The sequence below is a fragment of the Pseudomonadales bacterium genome, from assembly GCA_041395945.1.
GTDB lineage: Bacteria > Pseudomonadota > Gammaproteobacteria > Pseudomonadales > Azotimanducaceae > SZUA-309.
Genome location: JAWKZN010000001.1, coordinates 2,012,447 through 2,034,131 on the forward strand (window position 1 = coordinate 2,012,447; position 21,685 = coordinate 2,034,131).

Annotated in this window: 19 protein-coding genes; 3 read left to right on the forward strand and 16 right to left on the reverse strand. The window is 61.9% G+C overall.

Annotation, left to right across the window (positions count from 1 at the left end):
* Nucleotides 1–40: 40 nt before the first annotated feature.
* Nucleotides 41–1,639, forward strand: coding sequence for an isocitrate lyase (locus R3E82_09390; protein MEZ5551088.1), 1,599 nt, complete (start codon nt 41–43; stop codon nt 1,637–1,639).
* 193 nt (nt 1,640–1,832) lie between these two features.
* Here R3E82_09390 and R3E82_09395 read toward each other — a convergent pair whose 3' ends face one another.
* From R3E82_09395 to R3E82_09435, 9 genes are all read right to left on the reverse strand, one after another.
* Nucleotides 1,833–2,309 carry a MaoC/PaaZ C-terminal domain-containing protein gene (locus tag R3E82_09395; protein MEZ5551089.1) on the reverse strand — a complete coding sequence of 159 codons (477 nt, stop codon included), beginning with the start codon at nt 2,307–2,309 and terminating at the stop codon, nt 1,833–1,835.
* Between the two features lie 81 nt (nt 2,310–2,390).
* Nucleotides 2,391–3,284, reverse strand: a complete 894-nt coding sequence (locus R3E82_09400) for a phosphotransferase (GenBank protein ID MEZ5551090.1) — start codon at nt 3,282–3,284, stop codon at nt 2,391–2,393.
* Nucleotides 3,281–4,924, reverse strand: a complete 1,644-nt coding sequence (locus R3E82_09405; GenBank protein MEZ5551091.1) for a CehA/McbA family metallohydrolase — start codon at nt 4,922–4,924, stop codon at nt 3,281–3,283. The genes R3E82_09400 and R3E82_09405 overlap by 4 nt, the downstream gene beginning before the upstream one ends.
* A 90-nt stretch (nt 4,925–5,014) precedes the next feature.
* On the reverse strand, nt 5,015–6,037 hold the full coding sequence (locus R3E82_09410; GenBank protein ID MEZ5551092.1) for a PA2778 family cysteine peptidase: 1,023 nt from the start codon (nt 6,035–6,037) through the stop codon (nt 5,015–5,017).
* A 52-nt stretch (nt 6,038–6,089) separates the two neighbouring features.
* Nucleotides 6,090–6,488 carry a PA2779 family protein gene (locus R3E82_09415; protein ID MEZ5551093.1) on the reverse strand — a complete coding sequence of 133 codons (399 nt, stop codon included), beginning with the start codon at nt 6,486–6,488 and terminating at the stop codon, nt 6,090–6,092.
* A gap of 107 nt (nt 6,489–6,595) precedes the next feature.
* Nucleotides 6,596–6,883: a stress response translation initiation inhibitor YciH gene (locus tag R3E82_09420; protein MEZ5551094.1), complete on the reverse strand. Its 288-nt coding sequence runs from the start codon at nt 6,881–6,883 to the stop codon at nt 6,596–6,598.
* 52 nt (nt 6,884–6,935) lie between these two features.
* On the reverse strand, nt 6,936–7,712 hold the full coding sequence (locus R3E82_09425) for an SDR family NAD(P)-dependent oxidoreductase (protein ID MEZ5551095.1): 777 nt from the start codon (nt 7,710–7,712) through the stop codon (nt 6,936–6,938).
* Between the two features lie 45 nt (nt 7,713–7,757).
* Entirely contained in the window at nt 7,758–8,885 is a 1,128-nt protein-coding gene (locus R3E82_09430) for an acyl-CoA dehydrogenase family protein (protein ID MEZ5551096.1), read from the reverse strand.
* Between the two features lie 4 nt (nt 8,886–8,889).
* Entirely contained in the window at nt 8,890–10,083 is a 1,194-nt protein-coding gene (locus tag R3E82_09435) for an acyl-CoA dehydrogenase family protein (protein MEZ5551097.1), read from the reverse strand.
* A 205-nt stretch (nt 10,084–10,288) separates the two neighbouring features.
* Between R3E82_09435 and R3E82_09440 the strand changes: the two genes are divergently transcribed.
* Nucleotides 10,289–10,915, forward strand: coding sequence for a glutathione S-transferase family protein (locus R3E82_09440; GenBank protein ID MEZ5551098.1), 627 nt, complete (start codon nt 10,289–10,291; stop codon nt 10,913–10,915).
* Nucleotides 10,916–10,987: 72 nt separating this feature from the next.
* Here the strand turns inward: R3E82_09440 and R3E82_09445 are convergent, their stop codons facing one another.
* Nucleotides 10,988–11,359, reverse strand: coding sequence for a VOC family protein (locus tag R3E82_09445; GenBank protein MEZ5551099.1), 372 nt, complete (start codon nt 11,357–11,359; stop codon nt 10,988–10,990).
* 109 nt (nt 11,360–11,468) lie between these two features.
* Between R3E82_09445 and R3E82_09450 the strand changes: the two genes are divergently transcribed.
* Nucleotides 11,469–12,470, forward strand: a complete 1,002-nt coding sequence (locus tag R3E82_09450) for a prolyl oligopeptidase family serine peptidase (protein ID MEZ5551100.1) — start codon at nt 11,469–11,471, stop codon at nt 12,468–12,470.
* A gap of 62 nt (nt 12,471–12,532) precedes the next feature.
* Here R3E82_09450 and R3E82_09455 read toward each other — a convergent pair whose 3' ends face one another.
* From R3E82_09455 to R3E82_09480, 6 genes are all read right to left on the reverse strand, one after another.
* Nucleotides 12,533–13,549 (reverse strand): SMP-30/gluconolactonase/LRE family protein, encoded by a 1,017-nt coding sequence (locus R3E82_09455; protein MEZ5551101.1) that lies wholly within the window; start codon nt 13,547–13,549, stop codon nt 12,533–12,535.
* A 55-nt stretch (nt 13,550–13,604) separates the two neighbouring features.
* A complete protein-coding gene (locus R3E82_09460; GenBank protein ID MEZ5551102.1) occupies nt 13,605–14,471 on the reverse strand; it encodes an LLM class F420-dependent oxidoreductase in 867 nt (288 codons plus the stop codon).
* 536 nt (nt 14,472–15,007) lie between these two features.
* A complete protein-coding gene (locus R3E82_09465) occupies nt 15,008–16,819 on the reverse strand; it encodes an amidohydrolase (GenBank protein MEZ5551103.1) in 1,812 nt (603 codons plus the stop codon).
* Between the two features lie 39 nt (nt 16,820–16,858).
* On the reverse strand, nt 16,859–17,926 hold the full coding sequence (locus R3E82_09470) for a phosphotransferase (protein MEZ5551104.1): 1,068 nt from the start codon (nt 17,924–17,926) through the stop codon (nt 16,859–16,861).
* Nucleotides 17,926–19,044 carry a TIGR03857 family LLM class F420-dependent oxidoreductase gene (locus R3E82_09475; protein ID MEZ5551105.1) on the reverse strand — a complete coding sequence of 373 codons (1,119 nt, stop codon included), beginning with the start codon at nt 19,042–19,044 and terminating at the stop codon, nt 17,926–17,928. Before R3E82_09475 ends, R3E82_09470 begins: the two co-directional genes overlap by 1 nt.
* A gap of 41 nt (nt 19,045–19,085) precedes the next feature.
* Nucleotides 19,086–21,497 (reverse strand): CoA transferase, encoded by a 2,412-nt coding sequence (locus tag R3E82_09480; GenBank protein MEZ5551106.1) that lies wholly within the window; start codon nt 21,495–21,497, stop codon nt 19,086–19,088.
* Nucleotides 21,498–21,685: the final 188 nt, after the last annotated feature.

Sequence of the window (21,685 nt, forward strand, 5' to 3'; positions counted from 1 at the left end):
CAGTGCGCGCTCTTTTAAACCGGACCGGTAGAGGAACACCATGGGTTACCTGAAGACCATCGACGAAATCGCCTCCCTGCGCGAGGGTCATCCGAGCTGGGGTGCCATCAACTCCGAATATGTGGCCCGCATGCGGCTGCAGAACCGGTTCCGCACCGGACTCGACATCGCCCGCTACACGGCAGACATCATGCGCCGTGACATGGCCAACTACGACAAGGACACCAGCAAGTACACCCAGTCCCTGGGTGCCTGGCACGGTTTCATCGCCCAGCAGACCATGATGTCGGTGAAGAAGCACAAGCAGACCACCGAACGTTCCTATATCTATCTGTCCGGGTGGATGGTCGCTGCTCTGCGCTCCCAGTTCGGTCCGCTGCCTGACCAGAGCATGCACGAAAAGACATCCGTGTCGGACCTTATCGAAGAAATTTACACTTTCCTGAAGCAGGCCGACGCCCGGGAACTGCGCCACATCTTCGTGGAACTCGACGAAACCCGTGCCAGGGGCGGCAACGTCGATGCGGTGCTGGCCAAGATCGACAACTTCCAGACCCACGTGGTGCCGATCATTGCCGATATCGACGCCGGTTTCGGCAACGAAGAAGCCACCTACCTGCTCGCCAAGCGCATGATCGAAGCCGGTGCCTGCGCCATCCAGATCGAAAACCAGGTCTCGGATGCCAAGCAGTGCGGTCACCAGGCCGGCAAGGTCACCGTACCCCACGAAGACTTCGTCTCGAAGATCAACGCGGTGCGCTATGCGTTCCTCGAACTCGGCGTGGACAACGGCATCATTGTCGCCCGTACCGACTCCCTCGGTGCCGGACTGACCCAGAAGGTACCGGTCCCTCTGAAACCCGGCGACCTCGGCGCCAAGTACTGCGAATTCCTTGATGCGGAAGTGGTACACGACATCAGTGAACTCAAGGACGGCGATGTAACCATCCACCAGAAAGGTCAGCTCATGAAGCCGAAGCGTCTGGACAATGGTCTTTACGCCTTCAAGGATGGCACCGGTTTTGACCGGGTCGTGCTCGACTGCATCACCAGTCTCGAACACGGTGCCGATCTGCTGTGGATCGAAACCGAAAAGCCGAACCTCAAGCAGATCGCCGAGATGGTCAACGCGATCCGCAGGAAGCGGCCGGAAGCCAAACTCGTGTACAACAACTCGCCGTCCTTCAACTGGACGATGAAGTTCCGCGAGCAGGTTTACGAAGAAATGAAGGCGGCCGGCAAGGATGTCTCCAGGTATCCGGACCCGAAGAAGAACGAACGCGGACTGATGGATGTCGCCCTGGATGATTCAGAGCTGGCGAAGGAAGCCGATCGCCTGATCCAGAACTTCCAGCGCGATGCAGCGCGCGAAGCCGGCATTTTCCACCATCTGATCACCCTGCCGACTTACCACACGGCGGCACTGTCGACCGATGTACTCAGTCAGGGCTACTTCGGTGATCTGGGCATGCTGGCCTATGTGCGCGACGTGCAGCGTCAGGAAATCCGCCGGGATCTGGCGTCGGTCAAGCACCAGGATCTCGCCGGTTCCAATGTCGGTGACGATCACAAGGAGTACTTCCTCGGTGAGAAGGCGCTGCTGGCGGGCGGCGCTGCGAATACGATGAATCAGTTCTGATCCATCGGCTTTGCTGAACCGGACGATGCGACGGCGGCCCTCGGGTCGCCGTTGTGCCCTCGAAGTCGAACAGAGCACTACCGATGCCGGGTTCATCGGGTTCGATGTGGAATCGTCTACCTTGTCACCTTACCGGCAACAGCGGAGGACCTCCGGACTTCGATCGGTTACGGAAGACGGAATGGTTTCGCTGCTAGTCGGGGAGCGCTCTGGGATGCCAGAGATTCAGGTACTCGACATAGGCCGCGGGACCGGTCATTCCCTCTGCCTCGATATGATGCGACGTTTTAATGAGTCGCTTTCCCTCGCCTTTGTCCTGTACAGCCATGATCGAGATCCGGTCGCGCAGGCGGACACCGTCTCCGATAACAACCGGCGCGAGAATACGGACCTTATCCATTCCATAGTTGAGCGGGCTGTGACCATCTGAGTACAGCAATCCACCGAGTTCGAGAAAGTGGGTCACCAGGCTGACCATGAAAAAACCGTGTAACAGAGTGCCGCCGTAAGGACTGTGTTTCCTTGCCCATTCGGGATCGTTGTGGCCGCGCTTCGGCCACCGCGTGATCTCACCGAATATATTCACCTGCATCTGGTCCAGTTCCACCCAATCAGTCTGTGCCACTTCCCGGCCGACATGTTCGTGCACATTCGCAAGCAACAGCTCCATAGGGGCATTCCTTTTCATTTCCGTAGTTCGCTGCGTCCTATCCTGCACCCTCAGCGGCTGAGAAGGGAACTGTGAATGTCCCTACCGAAGTGTGCGTCCCATCAGCACCGCACCCGCCTCCCGGATACTCGCCAGCGCCTCGTGTCGCATATGTGCTTCCCGTGCTGCCTCGAGGCCCCATTGACCCATGAAGTGTTGTGCAGCAGCGGCCACATAGACCTGCCAGAGCGCCAGCCGCCGGGCGTCCACCGGCCGGTGTCTGGCGTAGGCCTGTGTGAAACGCTGCATGCGCGCTTTGCCGAACCGGTAACGCAGCTCGACCCGGCAACAGGCCACATCCGACAGAGGATCCCCCAGCGCCGCATCTTCCCAATCGAGGATGGCGGTCACCGCGCCCTGCTGCCAGAGCAGATTGCCGGGCCAGAAATCACCGTGCAGCAGTTTCGGTGATCCCTGGCAGGCCGTATCCGAGAGCGTGCGCAGGTGTGCGCCGAGCGCGGCCCATTCGGCACCTGCGGGCAGGTAGTCGAACACCTCAGGCAGCGGGTCATTGCGTGCCGGCAGTGCCGGCAGGCCGGCGGTGGGGAACCCGTGGATCCGGGCGAGTACGTCCGCCATGGTATCGATGTGCGCGTCTTCTTCCCCGGCGGGCACGGCGCTACTGCCTTCGCTGAACGCCATGATCAGGAACGGATCCGCAAACACTCCACCGCTCGCGTCAAAATGCAGCGTCTCCGGGACCGCCAGACCACCCCGATGCAGCGTCTGCAGGAGCTGATACTCCAGCTCGGCAGAATGTCCCGAGTGGGATGCGCCATGTGCACGCAGCACCAGGCTCAACGCGCTGCCGTCGGCCAGGCGCAGATCCATCCGATGGACGTCGGCGGATACACCACCGGTCAGCGGCATCAATGTCTGGAGTTCAGCGCCGGGGTACAGACTGGCGATGATCGCGTCGTAAGGTGTCTGCTTCATGTCTCCGGAGAATATGCGCGATCACAGCGCAGATAAATCGGATTGGAGAGCAGGCGGGCTGCGCCCGTACTGGAGCGGGACTCGACCCGCACCCAGCCGTCCCGCTCGCCATGGTGGATCCGGTACCGTGCGGTAGCGCCATCGACAGACTCCGTCAGCGCCACGGACCCGAGCACTTCTCCATCCTGAATGATCAGGACCTCATCGTCAGTTGCCGTGATCGCCCGGACCCTCAGATCAATCGCTGCGCCTTTTTCCACACACAGACTGTCACCCATCTCCGCCCGAACACGCCGACTGCCATCGACGGATGCAGTCACCACGGCCGTCAGATCGATCAGCCGATCCCGGGTTCCTTCCACATCGATGAACACCCGTCCGTCGCGTACCCCGTCGAACACGTCCTGTGCAGACAGCGAGCGCGCAAACACCACCGTGGTGGGCCGACCGATCGCCGAAGGCTCGCTGCCCGCCAGCAGCGCATCGTGATTGTCGCTGCCACCGATACCGGTCACCCGGTGGCCCGCGTTCAGAAGGCTTTCCCAGAACCTGACGTCGGCGCGCGCAGGTTCGCCCGCGCTCGCGGTGGCCCGCAGCACTCCGCCGTTGACGATTTCAACCGCATCGATCAGGCGGACGTCGATACTCGCCGTCCAGCCACACCCCAGGCAGCGTTCGTCCGAAGGCAGGCCCGGGTGGTTGACAGATACCAGCCCCCGCGCTGCCCGCCAGTCGGCAAAGGTTCGATTGAGGTTCCGGGCGGCGGCGGGGAAATCGAACGGCCCTGAGTCACCGAGCAGATTGGCATGTCCGGAAAAGGTCGTGAGTTCCACACCGGACATCACCAGCATCCGCTGACTGCCTGTCTGCAGAGCGGCAAGTTCCTGTGTGTGTGATCGGGTGTTGTGCTCGGTGAGCGAGACGAAGTCGAGACCCCGGGTTGCTGCAGCTTCCAGAGTGCGGGCTATCGGGCAGGGCCCGCGTGTATCTGCAGGACCTGCACAGACGCCATCACTGTGGCCGCTGTGGGCGTGGAAGTCGCCCCGATACCAGCGTGCCCCCTCGATGATCGCGGCAGCTTCTTCCGGGGCGGCAGCAGACTCATATGCGCCAGCGGATTCCTCTCTATCCCCAGCACCTGTGGCAAAGAATATCTCTGCACGATAGGGGGTCGAGACACCGACACGGATGTTGGGAATGCCCAGCAGCAGGTGCCAGATACCGGCCGGCAGGGGGCCGGACAGATAGGAGAGTGTCGCCTGATTTTCCGCCACCGTAAAGGTCTGCTTGTTTCCCCCGCTCCAGCCTCTGAATCGCTCAGGATCGCGCAGTCCAAGGTCGATCACCGTGCCTGCACTGCGATCATGGGAAAAGACCACCCGCAACCCGCTGATATCCGGGGGCAGTTCGAAGGCGAGTTCCCGATAGGTCTGGTGATCGGCGTGCTGCAGCACACCTTCGAGCACAACATCCGGCTCACGACCCGACGCTGTGTCGGTGGGTGCCGGGCTGACCTGGCCGGGCACCATGCCCGAAACAACAGCCAGGACGATGAGGATCAATGCCCGGCTCACCAGATGCTGCAGTGCATATGCCGCATGCTGTCTCGCCCCTGCTCCTGAGTCTCTGTTCTGCTGCACGCCCTCAGTCTCCAGGCTGGAAGCCGGTCTTGCGCAGGTTCGCCCCGGGATTTCTGCCAAGGACTGGCGCCAACTTCGGACAACCCACGTCTACTCAACGGGGAGATGACAACGATCACCGGATTCAGCGAGTGCTGACTCAATCTCGGATCGTGTCTCAGCCAGTCGTTGCTCCGGAACTACCCCGGTACCTGTACCGGGTGCCGCATCCAGCAGGGCCAGCGCCCGCCCAGGACAGCCACTTTCTCCGAGAACGTGGGCCAGGTTGTTGCGTGCAATGAGGCTGCCTGGATCCAGCGCCAGGGCTTGTGTGTAGGCGAGCCTCGCGCTTTCAAGCTGACCGCCACCGTAATAGCTGTTACCCAGCCCGATCTGTGGGAGAGCTGCGCGGGGCCACGTTTCGGTCGCACGCAGAAAGGCCTGCTGCGCCAGCGTGTGTTTACCGAGACTCTCCAGCGCCGCCGCCTCATCAAGATAGGCCAGCAGATCCACCCCCTGGACCGGTTCATTCGCCGCAAACAGCGCAATACCCCAGCGCTCCGCCCGACTCCAGCTCGCCTCAAAAGCCCGGCGCGACATGAGCCGACGCGAATCGGTGCCGGAACGCAGAACAAATCGATCAGATTCCGGCAGATAGCCCACGACAACGGCGAAATGCCACAGGGGGAGGAAGGCGACCCCGAGATTCTGCATCACCAGCACGGGACGGCCACTCTCCAGCAGCGTGATGATCTCGAGGGCCGTCGTCGGTACTCGCACCGGCAGCCGATCTTCGCCGCGGCTTGCTGCCAGAAGTTCGAGTTGCAGACTGCCCTGGCGATCGGGCACGTAGACCCGCTCACGAATCTGCTCGAAGGTCACCTCCACACCGCTGAACTGCAGGACACTGGTGAGTGCCGCGGGGCCGCACTGATCGGTGGTCTGGGGATGAAAGGGAACGGTCAGTATCTCGACCGGGTGGTCGGTAAGGGGCCGCCCGGGTTGAAGACCCGCGCAGCTCGCCGTGCAGAGGAGCAGGACCGGCAGGAGGCGCCGCAGGACCGGCAGGAAGCGCCGCAGGACCGGCAGGAAGCGCCGCAGGACGGCGTGCCGCGCCGGCTGTGAGCCCTCCACGGGCGCACCGCCGGCTCCGCGCGTCCAAGTCTTCAATACGACTGAGACGGACTCAGAAGCTCTTGAAGATATCGGTGACACCGACCAGTTCGAGGATGAGCAGCACCAGTGCCGTAATTCCAAGCACTTCGATTACCCCGATCGATCCAGCAGGCAGCGCTTCGAGGCCATCAGCGAGTTGTGCAGCCTCCGCTGGAGTCAGCATTTCCACCCGTGCGAGGGCCAGCGCCGGGTCCACACCGAATCGCTCCAGGGCCGCTCTGGCATCCTCCCGGGTCAGTATTGCCTGCACCCGTTCCAGCGCCGCTGCACCCCGCTCGATCTGCAGAGCATCCTGGGTGCCAATCACCGCGCCCTGAGCCGTGGAAAAGGTCAGCGACAACAGCAGGCTGGTGATCAGGTACTTCACGCAGAAGCCACGCAGCGCCGAGGACAGTCGAAAATTCATCATTGTTTGTTTCCTGGTTTGGTTTCCTGGGTTACGTCCTGTTGCCGAAGCCAGCGAGTCTACAGCGATAGCCGACACTTCGCATGGGGCGCTGCGGCAGAAATCTGTGATCAACCACCGGAGATCCGGACCACATAGCCTTCCTTTTCGAGCAGCGGCCGCAGCCGTTCCCGCTGGTCTCCCTGCAGTTCGATCAACCCGTCTTTCAGCGTGCCCCCCACACCGCAATGGGCCTTCAGCCTACGTGCCAGCTTTTTCAGATCCGCGTCGCCCAATGGCAGCCCGCGTACCAGGGTGACTCCGGCGCCCTTGCGGCCCCTGGTCTGGCGTTCGAGCCGGACGATGCCATCGCCCCCATCCCGGGGCCGGGAACGGTCCCGGCAGACACAGTCAGCCAAGGCGCGCAGACAACCCGGGCAGAGTCGTCCACGGTCAGTGCTGTAGACGCGTCTATCTGGAGCCCTGGCCATCGTCAATTTTGATACAGGTGCCGGTAACACATTCCGAGGCGGGTGACACCAGATAGAGCAGCGTGCTGTCCATCTGCGCCGGTGCACAGATCCGCTTACGGGGAAACGCCTGGGAGAAATCTCCCATGCGCTCGAGCATGCCATCCATCATCTCAGAGGAGAACGCACCGGGGGCTATGGCATTCACATTGATGTGGAAGCGTGACCATTCCACCGCCAGGGCTTCGGTCATACGCACCACGGCGGACTTTGTCACCGAATACAGGGCCGCGCCGTTACCCGAATAGTTGAAGCCGCCGATGGAGGAAATGTTCACGATCCGGCCCGGCTGCTTCTTCGCGATCAGGCGCTTCGCAACCTCACAGGACAGCACCCAGGGACCCCGGAGATTGGTATCGAACACCGCATCCACCAGCTCATCGGACATCTTCACCGCATGCTGAGCATCCGGGATGCCGGCGTTGTTCACCAGGATAGTGATGGTGCCGAACTGCTTCTCCGTTTCATCTACCACGTTGCGGATGCTTTCGCGCTGGGTCATATCGAGGGCCAGCGGCAGACACTCACCGCCCGCATCGCGGATTTCCTTAGCCAGCGCATCGAGCCGGTCTGTTCTGCGGCCTGTGAGGACTACACGCGCACCACAGGATGCGAGCACCTGGGCGAAACGGCGACCGAGACCGGATGTGGTTCCGGTTACCAGGGCCACCTGGCCTTTGAGATCGTTGGACACATAGGGCAGCGGAAAGTCGGACATATCAGGTTCCTGTCAGGATCGAGTGGGTGAATCTGTAATCTGTACTCAGCCGAGCAGCAGTTGCGCGAGATGTTTCCGATGATGGGCCGCGTCACCGAACGCGTACTGCAGCCACAGCGCGCGACGCAGAAACAGTTGCGCGTCACACTCGTAGGTGAAACCGAAACCCCCATGAAACTGCACCGCCCGGTCGCCGGCGAAAGCGAAAGACTCACTGGCTTCAGCCTTGGCCATGCGCAGCGCGGCTTCAGGCTCTTCCCCGGCAGCGATGAGTGATGCGGCGTGGTAGACGTGTGACCGGGAACGCTCCAGCCCGATGAGGATGTCCACGCTCGGATGTTTCAGCGCCTGGAAGCTGCCGATCTTGCGGCCGAAGGCCGTGCGGGTATTCAGATAGTCCACGATCAGATCGAGTGTACCTGCAATGCCACCCGCCGCTTCGGCGGAGAAGAGCAGCAGGGCCGCATCACGGATGGCAGCAAGCGCTGTCCGGGCCGAGGCTCCGGCAATGAGGCGGCTGGAAGGTACAGAGATACCGTCAAGCACCACCTGATAACTGCGGCGGGTTTCATCGAGGATGGTTTCGCGCCGCAGTGCGCCCTGCGGAAGTTCGGATGCTTCAACCACAACCAGAGCAGGCGCATCTTCACATCGACCCGATATCAGCAGCAGTTCTGCAACAGCGGCATCACTGACAAAGGTTTTCCTGCCGCTGAGACGAACATCTCCACCTGATACCGTGAAGGCTGCGCGTGCACTGGACAGATCCCAGTTGCCGTCTGCCTCGAGGAGCGCAACGGTGGCTGCGGCGCCGGCCGCGATTCGTCCGAGAAACCGGTCACGAACCTCCTCGGTACCCGCGAGTACGCCCTGCACAAACAGTTGAGTGGACAGCAGTGGCGTCGCCGACAGATACCGCCCCATGGGTTCGGCCAGGACCACTGCCGCTGCGAGCCCGAAGCCACTGCCGCCATGGGCTTCCGGAACAGCCAGACCCGTCCAGCCCAGCGCGGCCATCTCCCGCCAGACGGCCGCATCGAAGCCCTCCTCGGTGAGCAGCTGCCTGCGGACTTCCGCAATGGGAGATTTCTGGCGGAAGAATTCCGCCGCTGTATCGAGCAGCATGCCCTGCTCTTCGCTGAAGGTAAGCGTGTTCCTGAGTATCGCCGTCATAGAATCAATCCTTCGGCAGGCCGAGCACACGCTCGCCCACGATGTTTGCCTGCACCTGACTGGTACCACCGCCGATGGTGGCAGAGAAGGCATTGAAATAGGAACGTTGCCAGAGTCCGCGGTCCTGTGCTTCCGGATCCCCGACCCATCTCGCCGCGTTAGCCCCCTGTAAGGAAATCGCGAACTGGAACAGGCGGCGTTTGTGTTCGCTACTACGCAGCTTGCCCGACATGGCAATGGAAGCCGGACGTTCGCCCACCAGAGCGGGAATCTGTGCTCGTGCACCGCAGAGGCGATCGCCCTGCTCTTCGATGAGAAAACGTACCAGCTGATCGCGCACGAGGGGGTCTTCAATGGCCGGACGCCCGTCCCGCTTTACCGTGCGGGCGAGTTCCACCACATCACCGACACTCACCGCATTCATCGACAGGCCACCTGCCTGACCACCAGCGGCGCCGCGCTCGAAGGTCAGTGTCTTCATGGCGATCTGCCAGCCTTCACCTTCTTTGCCCATCAGGCAGGATGCGGGAATCCGGGCATCGATGAAAAAAGTCTGGGTAAAGCCGAATTCACCGGTGAGCTTGCGTATCGGCCGGACTTCCACGCCCGGCACCTGCATGGGCGTCAGGAAGTAACTCAGGCCCGCATAGCGGCTTTCCGCATCCGGATTGGTGCGGGCGAGCAGAATCATGTACTTGGCATAGGTACCGAGACTGGTCCAGATCTTGCTGCCGTTGAGCACGTATTCGTCACCGTCACGCACCGCTTTGGTCTGGGCCGCCGCCAGGTCAGAGCCGTTATCCGGCTCCGAGAATCCCTGACACCAGATGTCTTCGGCGCTGAGGATGCCGCGGATGTATTTCTGCTTTTCTGCCTCGGTGCCGATAGCCAGGATCAGCGGACCCGCCCAGTTCAAGCCGATGGTGTTGGTCATGAACGGAACTTTCAGCCGTGCCATCTCCGCCGTGGCGATGTCCTGCATGACCTGCGGGTGTCCACCGCCGCCATACGCCTTCGGCCAGCTCATCCCCAGGTAGCCGGCTTCGTATACCTTCTGCTGCCAGTCCCTCAGAAAGTGGAACTGGGCATCGGTTCCCACTTCCATGAAGGTTTCCGGCAGCAGGAAATCCGGCTGCGCAGGTCGGTTTTCCTGCAGCCAGGCCGATACCTCGGCGCGAAACTCTTCGAGTTCCTTCATGCAATCATCTCCGTCTGAATAATCGCTTTCCGGCAGCGGTTGCCGGTAATCCGAGCGTCATCAGCCACGCTGAGCCAACCTCGGTGCCAGTCGATGCCGTAGCCTACTCACTCACGACGGCCAACTCAAAATCTTCTGCGCTGCAGCCACAATCCGCTGCCCTTTGGCGGTACCATCCAGCCAATCGGAACGAGGACCCAATCCCATGAAGCTCTGGCACTGTCACGACGCCCGATCCTTGAGGCCCCTGTGGGCGCTGGAAGAAATGCAGCTCGACTACGAGCTCGAAGTGATGCCGTTTCCGCCGCGTTTTCTGAGAGAGGGTTATCTCGATCTCAATGTGCTGGGTACCGTGCCCTACTTTACCGACGGGGATACCCACATGACAGAGTCCACCGGCATCTGCCACTACCTGGTGGAAAAGTACGACAAGCATGAATTCGGATTCCGACCCGGCGACCCGGAATATGGCGACTACCTGAACTGGCTTTACCACAGCGATGCCACGCTGACCTTCCCCCAGACGATTTTCCTGCGTTACACGCGCCTGGAGCCCGACGAGACCAAGGCCCAGGTTGGCGCCGACTATCGCAAGTGGTATCTGGCGCGTCTGCGTATGCTCAATGCCCGGGTCGCCGAGCAGGAGTTCTTAAGTGGCAACAGATTCACGATTGCGGACATCGCCTGCGGCTATGCCCTGCTGCTCGGTGAGAATCTCGGCATAGCGGAAGACTACAAGCCACCGACCTTCGACTATCTGCAGCGATTGAAGACTCGAGAGGGATTCAGGCGCGCCCAGGCCGCCCAGGTGAAACACGCTGCGTCGAAATAGAGCCCCGTCGCTATCGCGATTCAACAGAAGAAGGGTCGACCGCCAGTTTCGCCCTGGCGCCGCCATGACCGCTCAGCGATGCTGATCGATGAGTATCGGATTTCCATCCGGATCCATGATCATGCAGCTGCCCGGCCCGGTGGTCGATTCGTCCGTCTCTCCTGCCAGTACAATCCCCCGCTTCTTCAGCTCACGCTGAATGTCACGGATGTCCGTGAACTGCGCGAGTTCAGCCCCCTGCTGATTCCAGCCGGGATTGAAGGTCAGTACGTTGTGCTCGAACATGCCCTGAAACAGACCGATCACGTGATCGCCGTTTCTCATGATCGACCAGTTATCGTCCGGGTTGCCACTAATCTGCTGGAATCCCAGTTTTTCGTAGAAGGTCCTCGAAACGGACAGATTCTTCACACTCAAACTCACTGAAAAGGCACCAAGCTGCATCCTGTGCTCCTCCAAGTCTCTGCGCAGTAGCGCCCCAGTGAAACACGGGATACTGTGTTGCACCACCGTCCACCGCCTCCACAGAACCCGACACCAAGGGAGAACACACATGACAGCCGATGCGCCGGATCAGCGCTTCAGAGACAGAGACATCCGTTTCAGCAATGGTGTCTCCGGTCGCAACATCGAAATCCCTTCTGCATCGCCTCGCAACTATCACCAGGTGATCTGCGAGCCATCGTCGATGCCGGGACTGTCCGTCGACGGCAAACTGTTCATCGCCAGCGGATCCTCGCGCAAGGTGCCTGGACCGCTTGTCATCATCGCACCCGGAAGTCTCGGGGTGGCTGACAGCCATCTGGCCCACGCGGAGAGTCTGCTGAACGCCGGAATCTCAGCTTTCGTGCTCGACAGTTTCGGTGAGCGCAGCGTGACTTCCACCGTGGCCGATCAGACCCAGTTTTCTTTCGCTGCTTCCGCCTACGATGTGCTCGCCGCCTGGCAGCATCTCGCCGCAATGCCTGAGATCGATGCGCGGCGAATCGGCGCCCAGGGTCACAGTCGCGGGGGTTCTGCGGTGTTGACCGCAGCGAATCGGCGCTTCGCTGATGCGGTGACTGGCGCTGGCAGGGGACTCTGCGCTGTGCTGGCCGCCTACCCCTGGTGCGGCCACCAGTTCCTCGATGCCGGCGTCGGTGGTACGCGGGTGCATGTACTCATGGGTGATGCCGACCAGTGGTGCTCTGCCATGCAGGCCCAGGCGCACGTGCACGCGATCCGCATTGCAGGCGGTGCCGCGACCATGCGCCTGGTGGGGGGCGCTCAGCACAGTTTCGATCGCGGTACTGCGGTAGCCGATGTGGCTGAGGCCAGAGTATCTCCCGGCGCGCCAATCGCATTTCTCGCCAACGACGGGGCCTTCATTCACCCCTTAGGTTCCGATCCGGATCCCGATCTGGTGGATAGGGATCTCATGGTCTATGCCCTGAAGGCAGGCTACGGAAAAACGGGGGCGAAGATCGGCAGCAACTCGCCTGGGGAAGCGGACCTGTTCCGGGAAGACATGCTGGCATTCTGGCGCGGTACGCTGGATAAGGCGGGAGCCCTCTGAAGCATTGAAGGCAAATCACCCACCCGGAAACCGGTGATCAAGGATCAACGCTCACAGTTTCCCTAACAGAAGTGCGCCCCCCGGGTACCCGTGTAAACCGCATACAGACTCTGACTGGCGGTCATGAAAAGTCGGTTATGCTTCACACCACCGAAACAGAGATTGGCACAGAGCTCAGGGAGTAGAATCTGCCCGACCCGCTGACCTTCCGGGTTGAAGACATGGACGCCGTCGTAGCCGGCACCCACCCAGCCAGCACTGGACCAGATGTTGCCATCCCGGTCGCAGCGTATACCGTCCGCGAATCCCGCAACCGTTTTCCCGTCGAGATCCATTGCCATCGACGCAAACACCCGACCATTGACAAGCCTGGACTCATCGACAACGTCCCACGATTTGATCAATGGTGGAGCAGCGGCACCATAGTGTGATGCGCCGGTGTCAGCTACATAGAGCCTGGTGTAGTCAGGTGAAAAGCACACACCGTTGGGCTTGAAGATTTCATCGCTCACCTTGTGGAGCTTGCGGGTCTTCAGATCGAGCCTGTAGACGGCTTCCTTCTGAAAGGGCTGTGGCGAGTCTCCCGGCGCATCTGTTCCTTCGTACTCACCCAGAGCGCCATAGCCCGGATCCGAAAACCACAAGTCACCATTGGGATGCACGATGCCGTCGTTCGGACCATTGAGCGACTTGCCATCGAAACTTTCCGCAAGCACGGTCACACTGCCATCCACCTCGTATCGAACCACACGCCGGGTCAGGTGTTCGAAGGAAATCTGTCGCCCTTCGCGATCGAAGGTGTTGCCGTTGCTGTAGTTCGAATCACCGCGGAACACCGATACATGACCGTCCTCGGCGAGCCAGCGGTACTGAACGTTGGCCGGTATGTCACTCCACACCAGGTATTTCCCAGCGCTGTTCCAGGCAGGGCCTTCCGCCCAGTACATCTCCGGGCTGGTGTACAGACGCCGGATCGGCGTGTTACCCAGAAAGCCTTTGAAGCTCGAATCCAGGGTTTTCAGATCCGGATGGGGATAGCGCACTGGTTCAGCGACAACGGCACCAGCGAACGGCGCCATCAGTCCGGCGCAGCCCGCAGTAGATAAAAACGACCTCCTGTTCAAATCAGCAACCTCACTGTGCGGCCTGTTTCACCAATGACTCGAGTTCCGGCAACCGCCGTTCAATGGCCTCCGGCTTCTGGGAGCCCAGCTGCACCACCAGACGGTCGACACCGAGGTCGGCATAGGCGCTGATCGTCTCCGCTGTAGCCTGTTGCGGGGTGATCACGATCTCGAACCCGCGCCGCGAACGGCCAGCGGCTTTCAGTGCTTTATCCAATCCCTGCAATGCGGCTCGTGTCTGATCCGGAGTAAGGGCGAAGCCATACCAGCCACTGCCGAACTCTGCCGCGCGACGCAGGGAGCGTGCTCCGTGTCCACCCACGAGGATCGGCAGATGGGGCTTCTGTACCGGTTTCGGATCCATGCGGCAGGCTTCAAGCTGCACATGCTTACCTTTGAATGAGGCTACCGGCTCGGTCCACAGCGCGATCATGGTTTTCAGGAACTCGTCACAGCGCTCACCCCGGTCTTCCCAGCCGTAGCCGCAGGCAAGCACTTCCTCCTTACACCAGCCCACGCCGATTCCGAAATCCATCCGGCCGCCGCTGAGCCAGTCGAGTGTGGCGAATTCCTTCGCGGTATAGATCGGATTGCGCTGTGGTACCAGCGTGATGCCGGTTCCCAGCCGCAGCGTCTTTGTGGCGCCGGCCAGAAAGCCGAAGGTGGAAACAGTGTCGAGCATGCCACCTCCCCGGGGCACGGGTATGCGACCATCTTTCGAGCCCGGATAAGGAAACTCCATCTTGTCGAAGAGCACCACGTGCTCGCCCATCCAGAGCGATTCAACACCGACCGCTTCGATGCGCTGCGCGAAGTCGACGATCATAGCCGGGGTGGCGTGGGGGGACATGAAGGTGGCAAAGACTCCAAGTTTCATGGGTGCGCTCCTGTGACGGGGGTTCAGAATAACGTTCGGGTTGGGTCTGGCACATCTTTGATTTCTAAGCACTGGCTGGATATTCGGAGAGGATTTCCAGGGTCGGGGGTGGCAGAGGGGATTACAGATCTCGCTCCGGCCCTCCGGGCTGCCGTCGGTTGGCCGCTTGCCCCGAGGCGGGTCAATCGGCCGCCCTCCGCGTCGCTACACGATCCGCAATCCCCTCTGCCACCCCCGACTCTCGATGTTCTCGCGAGTATCCGACGGTATTCGAAATCGATGGTACCCGGCCACCCTTAAACGGATCCGACGGTGTCGTGTAAGCCGATGCTGAACCCCAGCCCGACGGGGATCGAACGGCGTCTCGGAAGACCGTTCAGGCGAGGATGCGGGGGGTGTGCGTGCGGGGCGTGTAGCGCGGCCGAGGGCGATGGATTGACTCGCGTTCCCCGCGAGGCAATCCATCAACCGAGGGTACGGCGGAGCCGCCAAGCGAGCCCCGCACGCACACCCCCCGCACCCACGCACTCAACGGCCTATTCCGAAACACCGCCCTTCGATTCCCCATCGAGTGCGTTGTAGACAACCCGCCCATCAACAACCGTCATCAGCACCGCGCCGTTCAGCAGCCCGGCCGGATCCGCGCCTGCAACCGCGAAGGGATCGATCGACAGCACAGTGATATCCGCCCATTTGCCGGGAACGATTGTGCCGGTCAGCGACTCGCGGCCCGAAGCACGCGCCGGCCAGACCGTGTAGGCACGCAGTGCTTCTTCCATAGTCACCGCTTCCTCCGGATACCAGCCTGCCGGCGGCTCCCCGTCCCGGGTTTTGCGGGTGACCGCAGAGTGCAGTCCGTAGAAGATGTCGTAGTCCGTACCACTGAGGTCCGAGTTGAATATGAGGCCGGCACCGTTCCGCCGCAGGGTGCGCCAGGCATAGCCGCCGCGGATGCGCTGGGGGCCGACACGGGCTTCGGCCCAGGGGCTGTCTTCCACCGCGTGACCTGGCTCCATGGATGCCACCAGATTCAGTTCGCCGAAGCGCGCAAAGTCGTTCGGGTGAATGATCTGGGCATGTTCGACCCGATGCCGCAGATCGCGCGCCCGGGGATGCTGCTCGAACACCCGCTCATAGAAGTCGAGCACGGCCCTGTTGCCCGCATCACCGATCGCATGCACGCCGACCTGAAAACCAGCCGCCATGGCCCGGGTCACCACCTCTTCGGGAAATCCGTAAGCTTCCCCTGCCACGCCGCGGTGGCCGGGCTGGTCAGAATAATCTTCGATCAGCTGGGCGCCCCGGGAACCGAGAGAACCATCGTAGTAGGCCTTCACCGCCCGGACCTGGAGAAAGTCCTCCGGATCGGCGGTGGGGCCCAGAGCGATCCATTTCTCCATCAGCGCCATGTTCTCAGGACGGGCGGCGAGCATGATCTCGACCCGGACCGGCAGTGCCCCGGCGCTGGCGAGGGACTCATACGCCGGCATGTAGTCGCCATAGACACCGGCATGGTGCACGTCCACGTAACCGGCCCGGGCCATCGCATTGAGCCCGGCCAGCAGACGCCGCTCTTTCTGCGCAAGGGTGGGTTCCGGAATCACATCGTTGATCAGTGCCTGGGCACGGTTCAGAAATACCCCGGTGGGATCTCCGGCTTCGTCCTTCACAATCTCGCCGCCGGAAGGAGAAGGCATTTCTGCGCTGACTCCGGCGATATCCAGTGCCGCAGCGTTGACGAGGACGCCGAAGCCGCGTCTGCCTTTCAGCAGCACGGGGTGATCGGGGACTGCAGCGTCCAGCTCGGCACGGGTGGGTAAGGCATCCGCCCAGGCGCCTTCATCCCAGCCACCGCCAAAAATCCATTCACCGGGTGCCGTTTCGGGAATCCGGGCAGCGACCAGTGCGGCCATCTCCGCGGTAGTGGTCGCTGTGCTCACATCGACCCGCTCGGCCTGCTCCCCCAGCTCATGAAAGTGCCCGTGACTTTCCACCAGACCGGGGATGACGGTGGCGCCCTGGAGATTCACGACCAGAGTCTCAGCGCCCTGCAGAGTACCGAGGGATTCCATGCTGCCTGCCGCCATGATGCGACCTGCCCGGATGGCCACCGCTTCGGCGTCCGGCACCCAGCCGTCTGCAGCGACCGGTGCATCCGCAGCCGGGCGGCCTTCTCTGTCCGGATCCGCCCAGGCAAAAGTGTAAACACGACCGTTGTGCAGCAGCAGATCTGCAGCAGGTGTATGGGCAGCCGGCTGGGCCTGTCCGGAGCCGGTTTCCGAACCACAGGCAGTCAGCAGAAAAATCGTCGTCAGGAGCAGCGTCGAAGCAGATATCCGCGAAGGCATGAATCCATCCTTAGAGAGCAACTTGAAATCGAATCCGCTCTAGAGAAACTCGTCGGCTTGCAGATCGAGCGCATGACGTGCATGGCGCCGGGCCATGGCAGTGAACATCTCGTCTCCGCGAGCGGTACGCTGGACGAGCATCGATGCAACCACCGTGACCGGAAATCCGGCAAAGGCGGCGCGCCGATAATCACGCCAGCAGTCGTCCCACCCGTAATCGGACACACCGGCTGCAGCGAGTGCCGCATGGTAGTCATGAACCAGGCGCTGCTCCACGGGTTGCCGTACTTCCGGCAGCAGCCCGGCGCCCAGGAAGTAGGCAACGTCTGTCATGGGATTGCCCAGAGTGACGCTCTGCCAGTCAACGGTATAGACCGTCGCGGGCTCGGTAGACGCATCGATCAGCAGATTGTCCAGCCGGTAATCGATGTGAACCAGTGAGAATGGCTCGCACAGCGGTCGCCCCAGCACATTCGGTGAATCGCCCACCGCTGCAATCAGGGCGGCTTCATCCGCACTCAATCGCGCACCGTAGCGCTCGAGGAACCCGGGAAGCTGCGCACGGTAGAGGGCGAGCAGCATCTCCCTGCCCGCCTCATCCGGCTCACCCAGCCAGTCGATGCCGCGCAGCGACGCATCACACCAGCTCGGAGCATGCAGACCCACGAGCCCCAGCACCGCTGCACGCGCGACGGCTGGAGAACAGCCTTTGAGCTGATCACCCTGCTGCGCCGGGGCAAGATCCTCGAGCAGGAGCGCGAACTCGGGGCCTTCGCCCTGGATGTCCGCGTAGAAGCAGCGGGGTGTCGGGATGCTCAGACGGGGTTTCAGCTCACGATAGAAAGCCACTTCCTTGATGTAGTTGCGCAGCTGGACACCGGTAGCCCGGCTTAAGGGGTCATCCGAGGGGAATTTGCCAACCAGCGTTTGCGGTGCGTGAGGATCCTGGTGGACATCCAGTGTATAGCGGACACACTTACCGATCTGGCCGGTGCCGATCTGCGTTACACCGGTGATGTCCACCGTAACGTCAGGGAAGCCTTCGCTCCGCAACACCCGAGTGAGAAAATCCGCATCAATGCTGTCAGCAGTTGGAATCACCGACATCAGAGCAATGCTCCCCCTGGATTGGCGGGCAGTCGTTCGAACCGACCCGCTTCCCGGCGCAGCCGGTACTCGGACAGGATGGGCGCGAGTTCCCCAGGTGTGGCCCCATGCAGAATCACGCCGTCGCAGCCCAGATCGAACTGTGCCTGAATTTTTCTGACACAGGCCGCCGCATCGCCGGTGGCCGCGGCTTCAAGCCACCCTTCGGGAATCAGGGTGGCCACGTGTTCGAGCTGTTCGGTGGTCGCGAGGCCGTCGATGGCGCCCCGGAAGGTACGCACGAAATCATCCGCCCGGAATCGCGCCAGCACGGCTGGATCCCAGCGGTTCGTTTCAACCATCAGATCACCATAGGCCTGCAGGTAGGTTGCCATCCGTCCGACCAGCTTTTTCAGCCGCAGCGGAGACGGCAGATGGTCGCCTATGGTGGCGAAACAGGACCACACACGCACGGACCGGGGATCCCGACCTGCGGCCTCCGCTGCCCGGCGCACGGCCTGCACACAGCGGGCGGTGGTCTCATCGGTGAAAAAGGTATGCAGCACCACCGCGTCGAAGGCGCGACCACCGAGGGCGAGTGAATTCGGACCGAAGGCGGTGAAGGTCATCGGTATATGCTCGTGATATTCCGGACCCAACGACAGGTAAGGAAAGCGCCCGGCCGGACCGTCGTGGCCTACCACGGTTTCACCCCGCCAGATACGCCGCATGAGTGCCACGAAGTCTTCGATCTGGGCTGTCGTGATGCGCGGCAGTCCGTAGGCATCGAAGACCGGGCCGATTCCGCGTCCGAGTCCGAGGGAGAAACGGCCAGCGGTAAGCCGGTGCATGGTCATGGCATAGGCGGCAGTCACCATCGGGTGACGGGTATTGTGATTGGTGGCCGCGGTGGCGATGCCGATTTCTTCAGACACAGCCCCCGCAGCGCCCGACAGGGTCGCAGCCTCCTTGACATTGAAGCGCTCGGAGATGAATACCGAGCCCACCCCGAGCCGCTCACCCTCCCGCACCTCGTCAATCAGATCCCGCGGCGATTTCGGTGCCCCTGCCAGCGTGTAGAAGCCGATCTCGCCCATTCGCTCATCAGGATTGCTGGCTTGTGATGTTGCACTTGTCATACTCGTCTACCTTCCCTGCGCGATATGTTACCGCTGTCTGCTCACGCCTGATTTTCAACACTGGTGGCGGCGGTCGGTCCGCTGCCGCTGATCTCCGCGGCCACCAGGGATTCGTACTCCTGCGCGGACATGCCCAGCAGACGCTCGAACACCCGGAAGGAGTGCTGCCCCTGCAGCGGAGCCGCGGAACGTACCACACCCGGTGTCCGGGAGTAGTGCACGGGTACACCCGATTGCCAGTGACTGCCTGCTTCCTCGTGTTCAACCCGCACCATGTGTCCGCGCGCCCGGAGCAGCACGTCTTCTGCCACTTCCTGCGCATCCAGCACCGGCGCTGCGGGGATTCCCCGATTGAGCAGTTCGGTAGTCAGCACCCGTTTATCGAACCCCCGCGTCACCGCTGCAATGGCCTGCTCCAGCTCGGCCTCCCGGATCTTTCTTTCGCCTGCCAGACAGGAGCGGAAGCCTTCGAGCGCAAGCAGATCACAGAGTTCGTCCCACTGGGTATCCGACTCTACCGCAATGGCGATCCACTGATCTTCACCCTGCGCAGGGTATATCCCCTGGGGAGCATGCAGCGGATGACGGTTTCCCTGAGGGCCGCGCACCGATCCGTTCAGGGCATATTCAAGCCAGGCATCGCCGATGAAGGTAAAATTCGCCTCCTGCATCGAAAGATCGATGTACTGCCCCTCTCCAGTGCGGTCCCGATGCAGCAGTGCCAGCGCGATGGCAGCGAAACCGCAAAGACCGGCCACCGGGTCCGGGTACATCTGTCCGGAATTGAGCGGATCGCCGTCCGGATAGCCGAGCAGCGCGGACATGCCGGAAGAAGGCTCGATGGTACCGCCGATTCCCGGCACCCTGGACCAGGGCCCTGTCGCCCCATAGGCCGACAGGCTCGCCATCACCAGATCGGGCCGGATCTGCGCAAGCGAGTCGTAGTCGAGCCCCAGGTTACCCATCACCCGGGGGGAAAAATTCTCCGCAACGAAATCCACATGCGCAACCAGTCCGCGGAAGATTTCAACCCCTCTGTGTGTACTCAGATCCAGGGTGATGCACTCTTTGTTGAGGTTGACCGAGTTGTAGAGTGGACTCAGGTTCCAGGCATGTTTCGCGTTCGGGGCTTCCTGCAGTCGCTTTGGAATCGGGTTCTGATAGGTGCCACGCCAGCTGTCGAGTCGCCCCCGCACTTCGAGCTGTATGACTTCTGCCCCGAGCAGCGCCAGCAGTTCGGTGGCATAGGTGCCCGCCCAGGCCTGGGTCAGCACCAGGCCCCGGAATCCACTCAGGGGACCGCCGCCTGTTGCGCCGCTGTCTGCTCCGTGCCGAACCGGTCGGGTGCCGATCACATCGTCGGTTTCAAAGCGGGGTGCACAACCGCCCGCCGGGACCGCTTCCCTTTCGACGTGCCAGGCGCTGCGTCCCATGCGGGCGAAGGGTCCGGGATAGCGCAACCCTGAAGGAGCTTCCCGGAAAAAAGACCTGGCCAGAAACTGGGGATTGCTGCCCAGTTCATCCATACGCAGAACCGGACCGGCAATCACCCGCTCAGCTCCCAGCGCCTCGAACAGCGCCATGCGTTTCCACCCTGACAGTGCCGCAGAGAGTCTGTCCGCGAATCGCTCTTTCAGCTTCGGCCGCAGTCCGGCCTGCTGCAGTTCCTTGTCATCGGCCAGATCCGGCAGCCCCAGAATGCGCATCGCCTTGATCCAGAACACCGGACGGGAGATCGTCAACGCGAAGAAGCCGTCTGCGACCGGCACCGGTCCATCGTTGACATCCCGGGCTTCCTTGCGGGGCCAGATAAATCCTGAATACTGATAGCGCAGCGGTGCGGGTGCAGCGGTCGAAACCAGGACTTCGAGTTCAGCCACATCGATGATCTGCCCGGGAGCATCATTCGCAAGCTGTTCTGTGAGTGCGCAGAGCACACTCCCGAAGGCCAGCATGCCCGCCTGGCAGGACGCCTGATAGCCACTGGCCTTGAGCGGCGAACGGTCTTTGAGCCCGTTCACCGACGCCCACCCCGAGCGCGCATTCGCAGTGAGATCATTACCGGGCAGCCGCGACCGTTCGCCATCCTGCCCATGCGCGGTGATCGCACACACCAGCGCCCGCGGATTCAGCGCAAGGATCGCAGCCGCATCCAGCGCATCGCCCGGCAGTGCATTGGTCACCACGATGTGCGCACTACCCACCAGTGCATCGATCGCCTTGGCTGGAGCGGTCGCCGGTACACTGGCCTTGTTCGCCAGAAAATACCGCGCCGCGATACTCGCGCCCGCCCTGTCGAACGGCGGATGACTCCGCAGCGGATGCCCGTCCTCATCTTCGACGCACACCACCTCCGCCCCGAAATCCGCCAGCAACCGGCTGCACCACGCCGTCGACACCCTCGACCCCAGATCGAGTACCCGAATTCCATCCAGCGTAAATGTCGGTTTCAAGCTCAACTCCTCCCCGATCACTACTCTAGTCAATAACTAACCCGAACTGAAACTCCATGACCCACCACCCAACCCACGGGAGATCATCGATGCCGGTGGTGGACAGGGGTGTGCTCGGACCTCGCGCAGCCCGTCCCGGGTGCCGCCGCTCTGCGGACTTGCCCCGAAGCGGGTCAATCCGCTGCCGC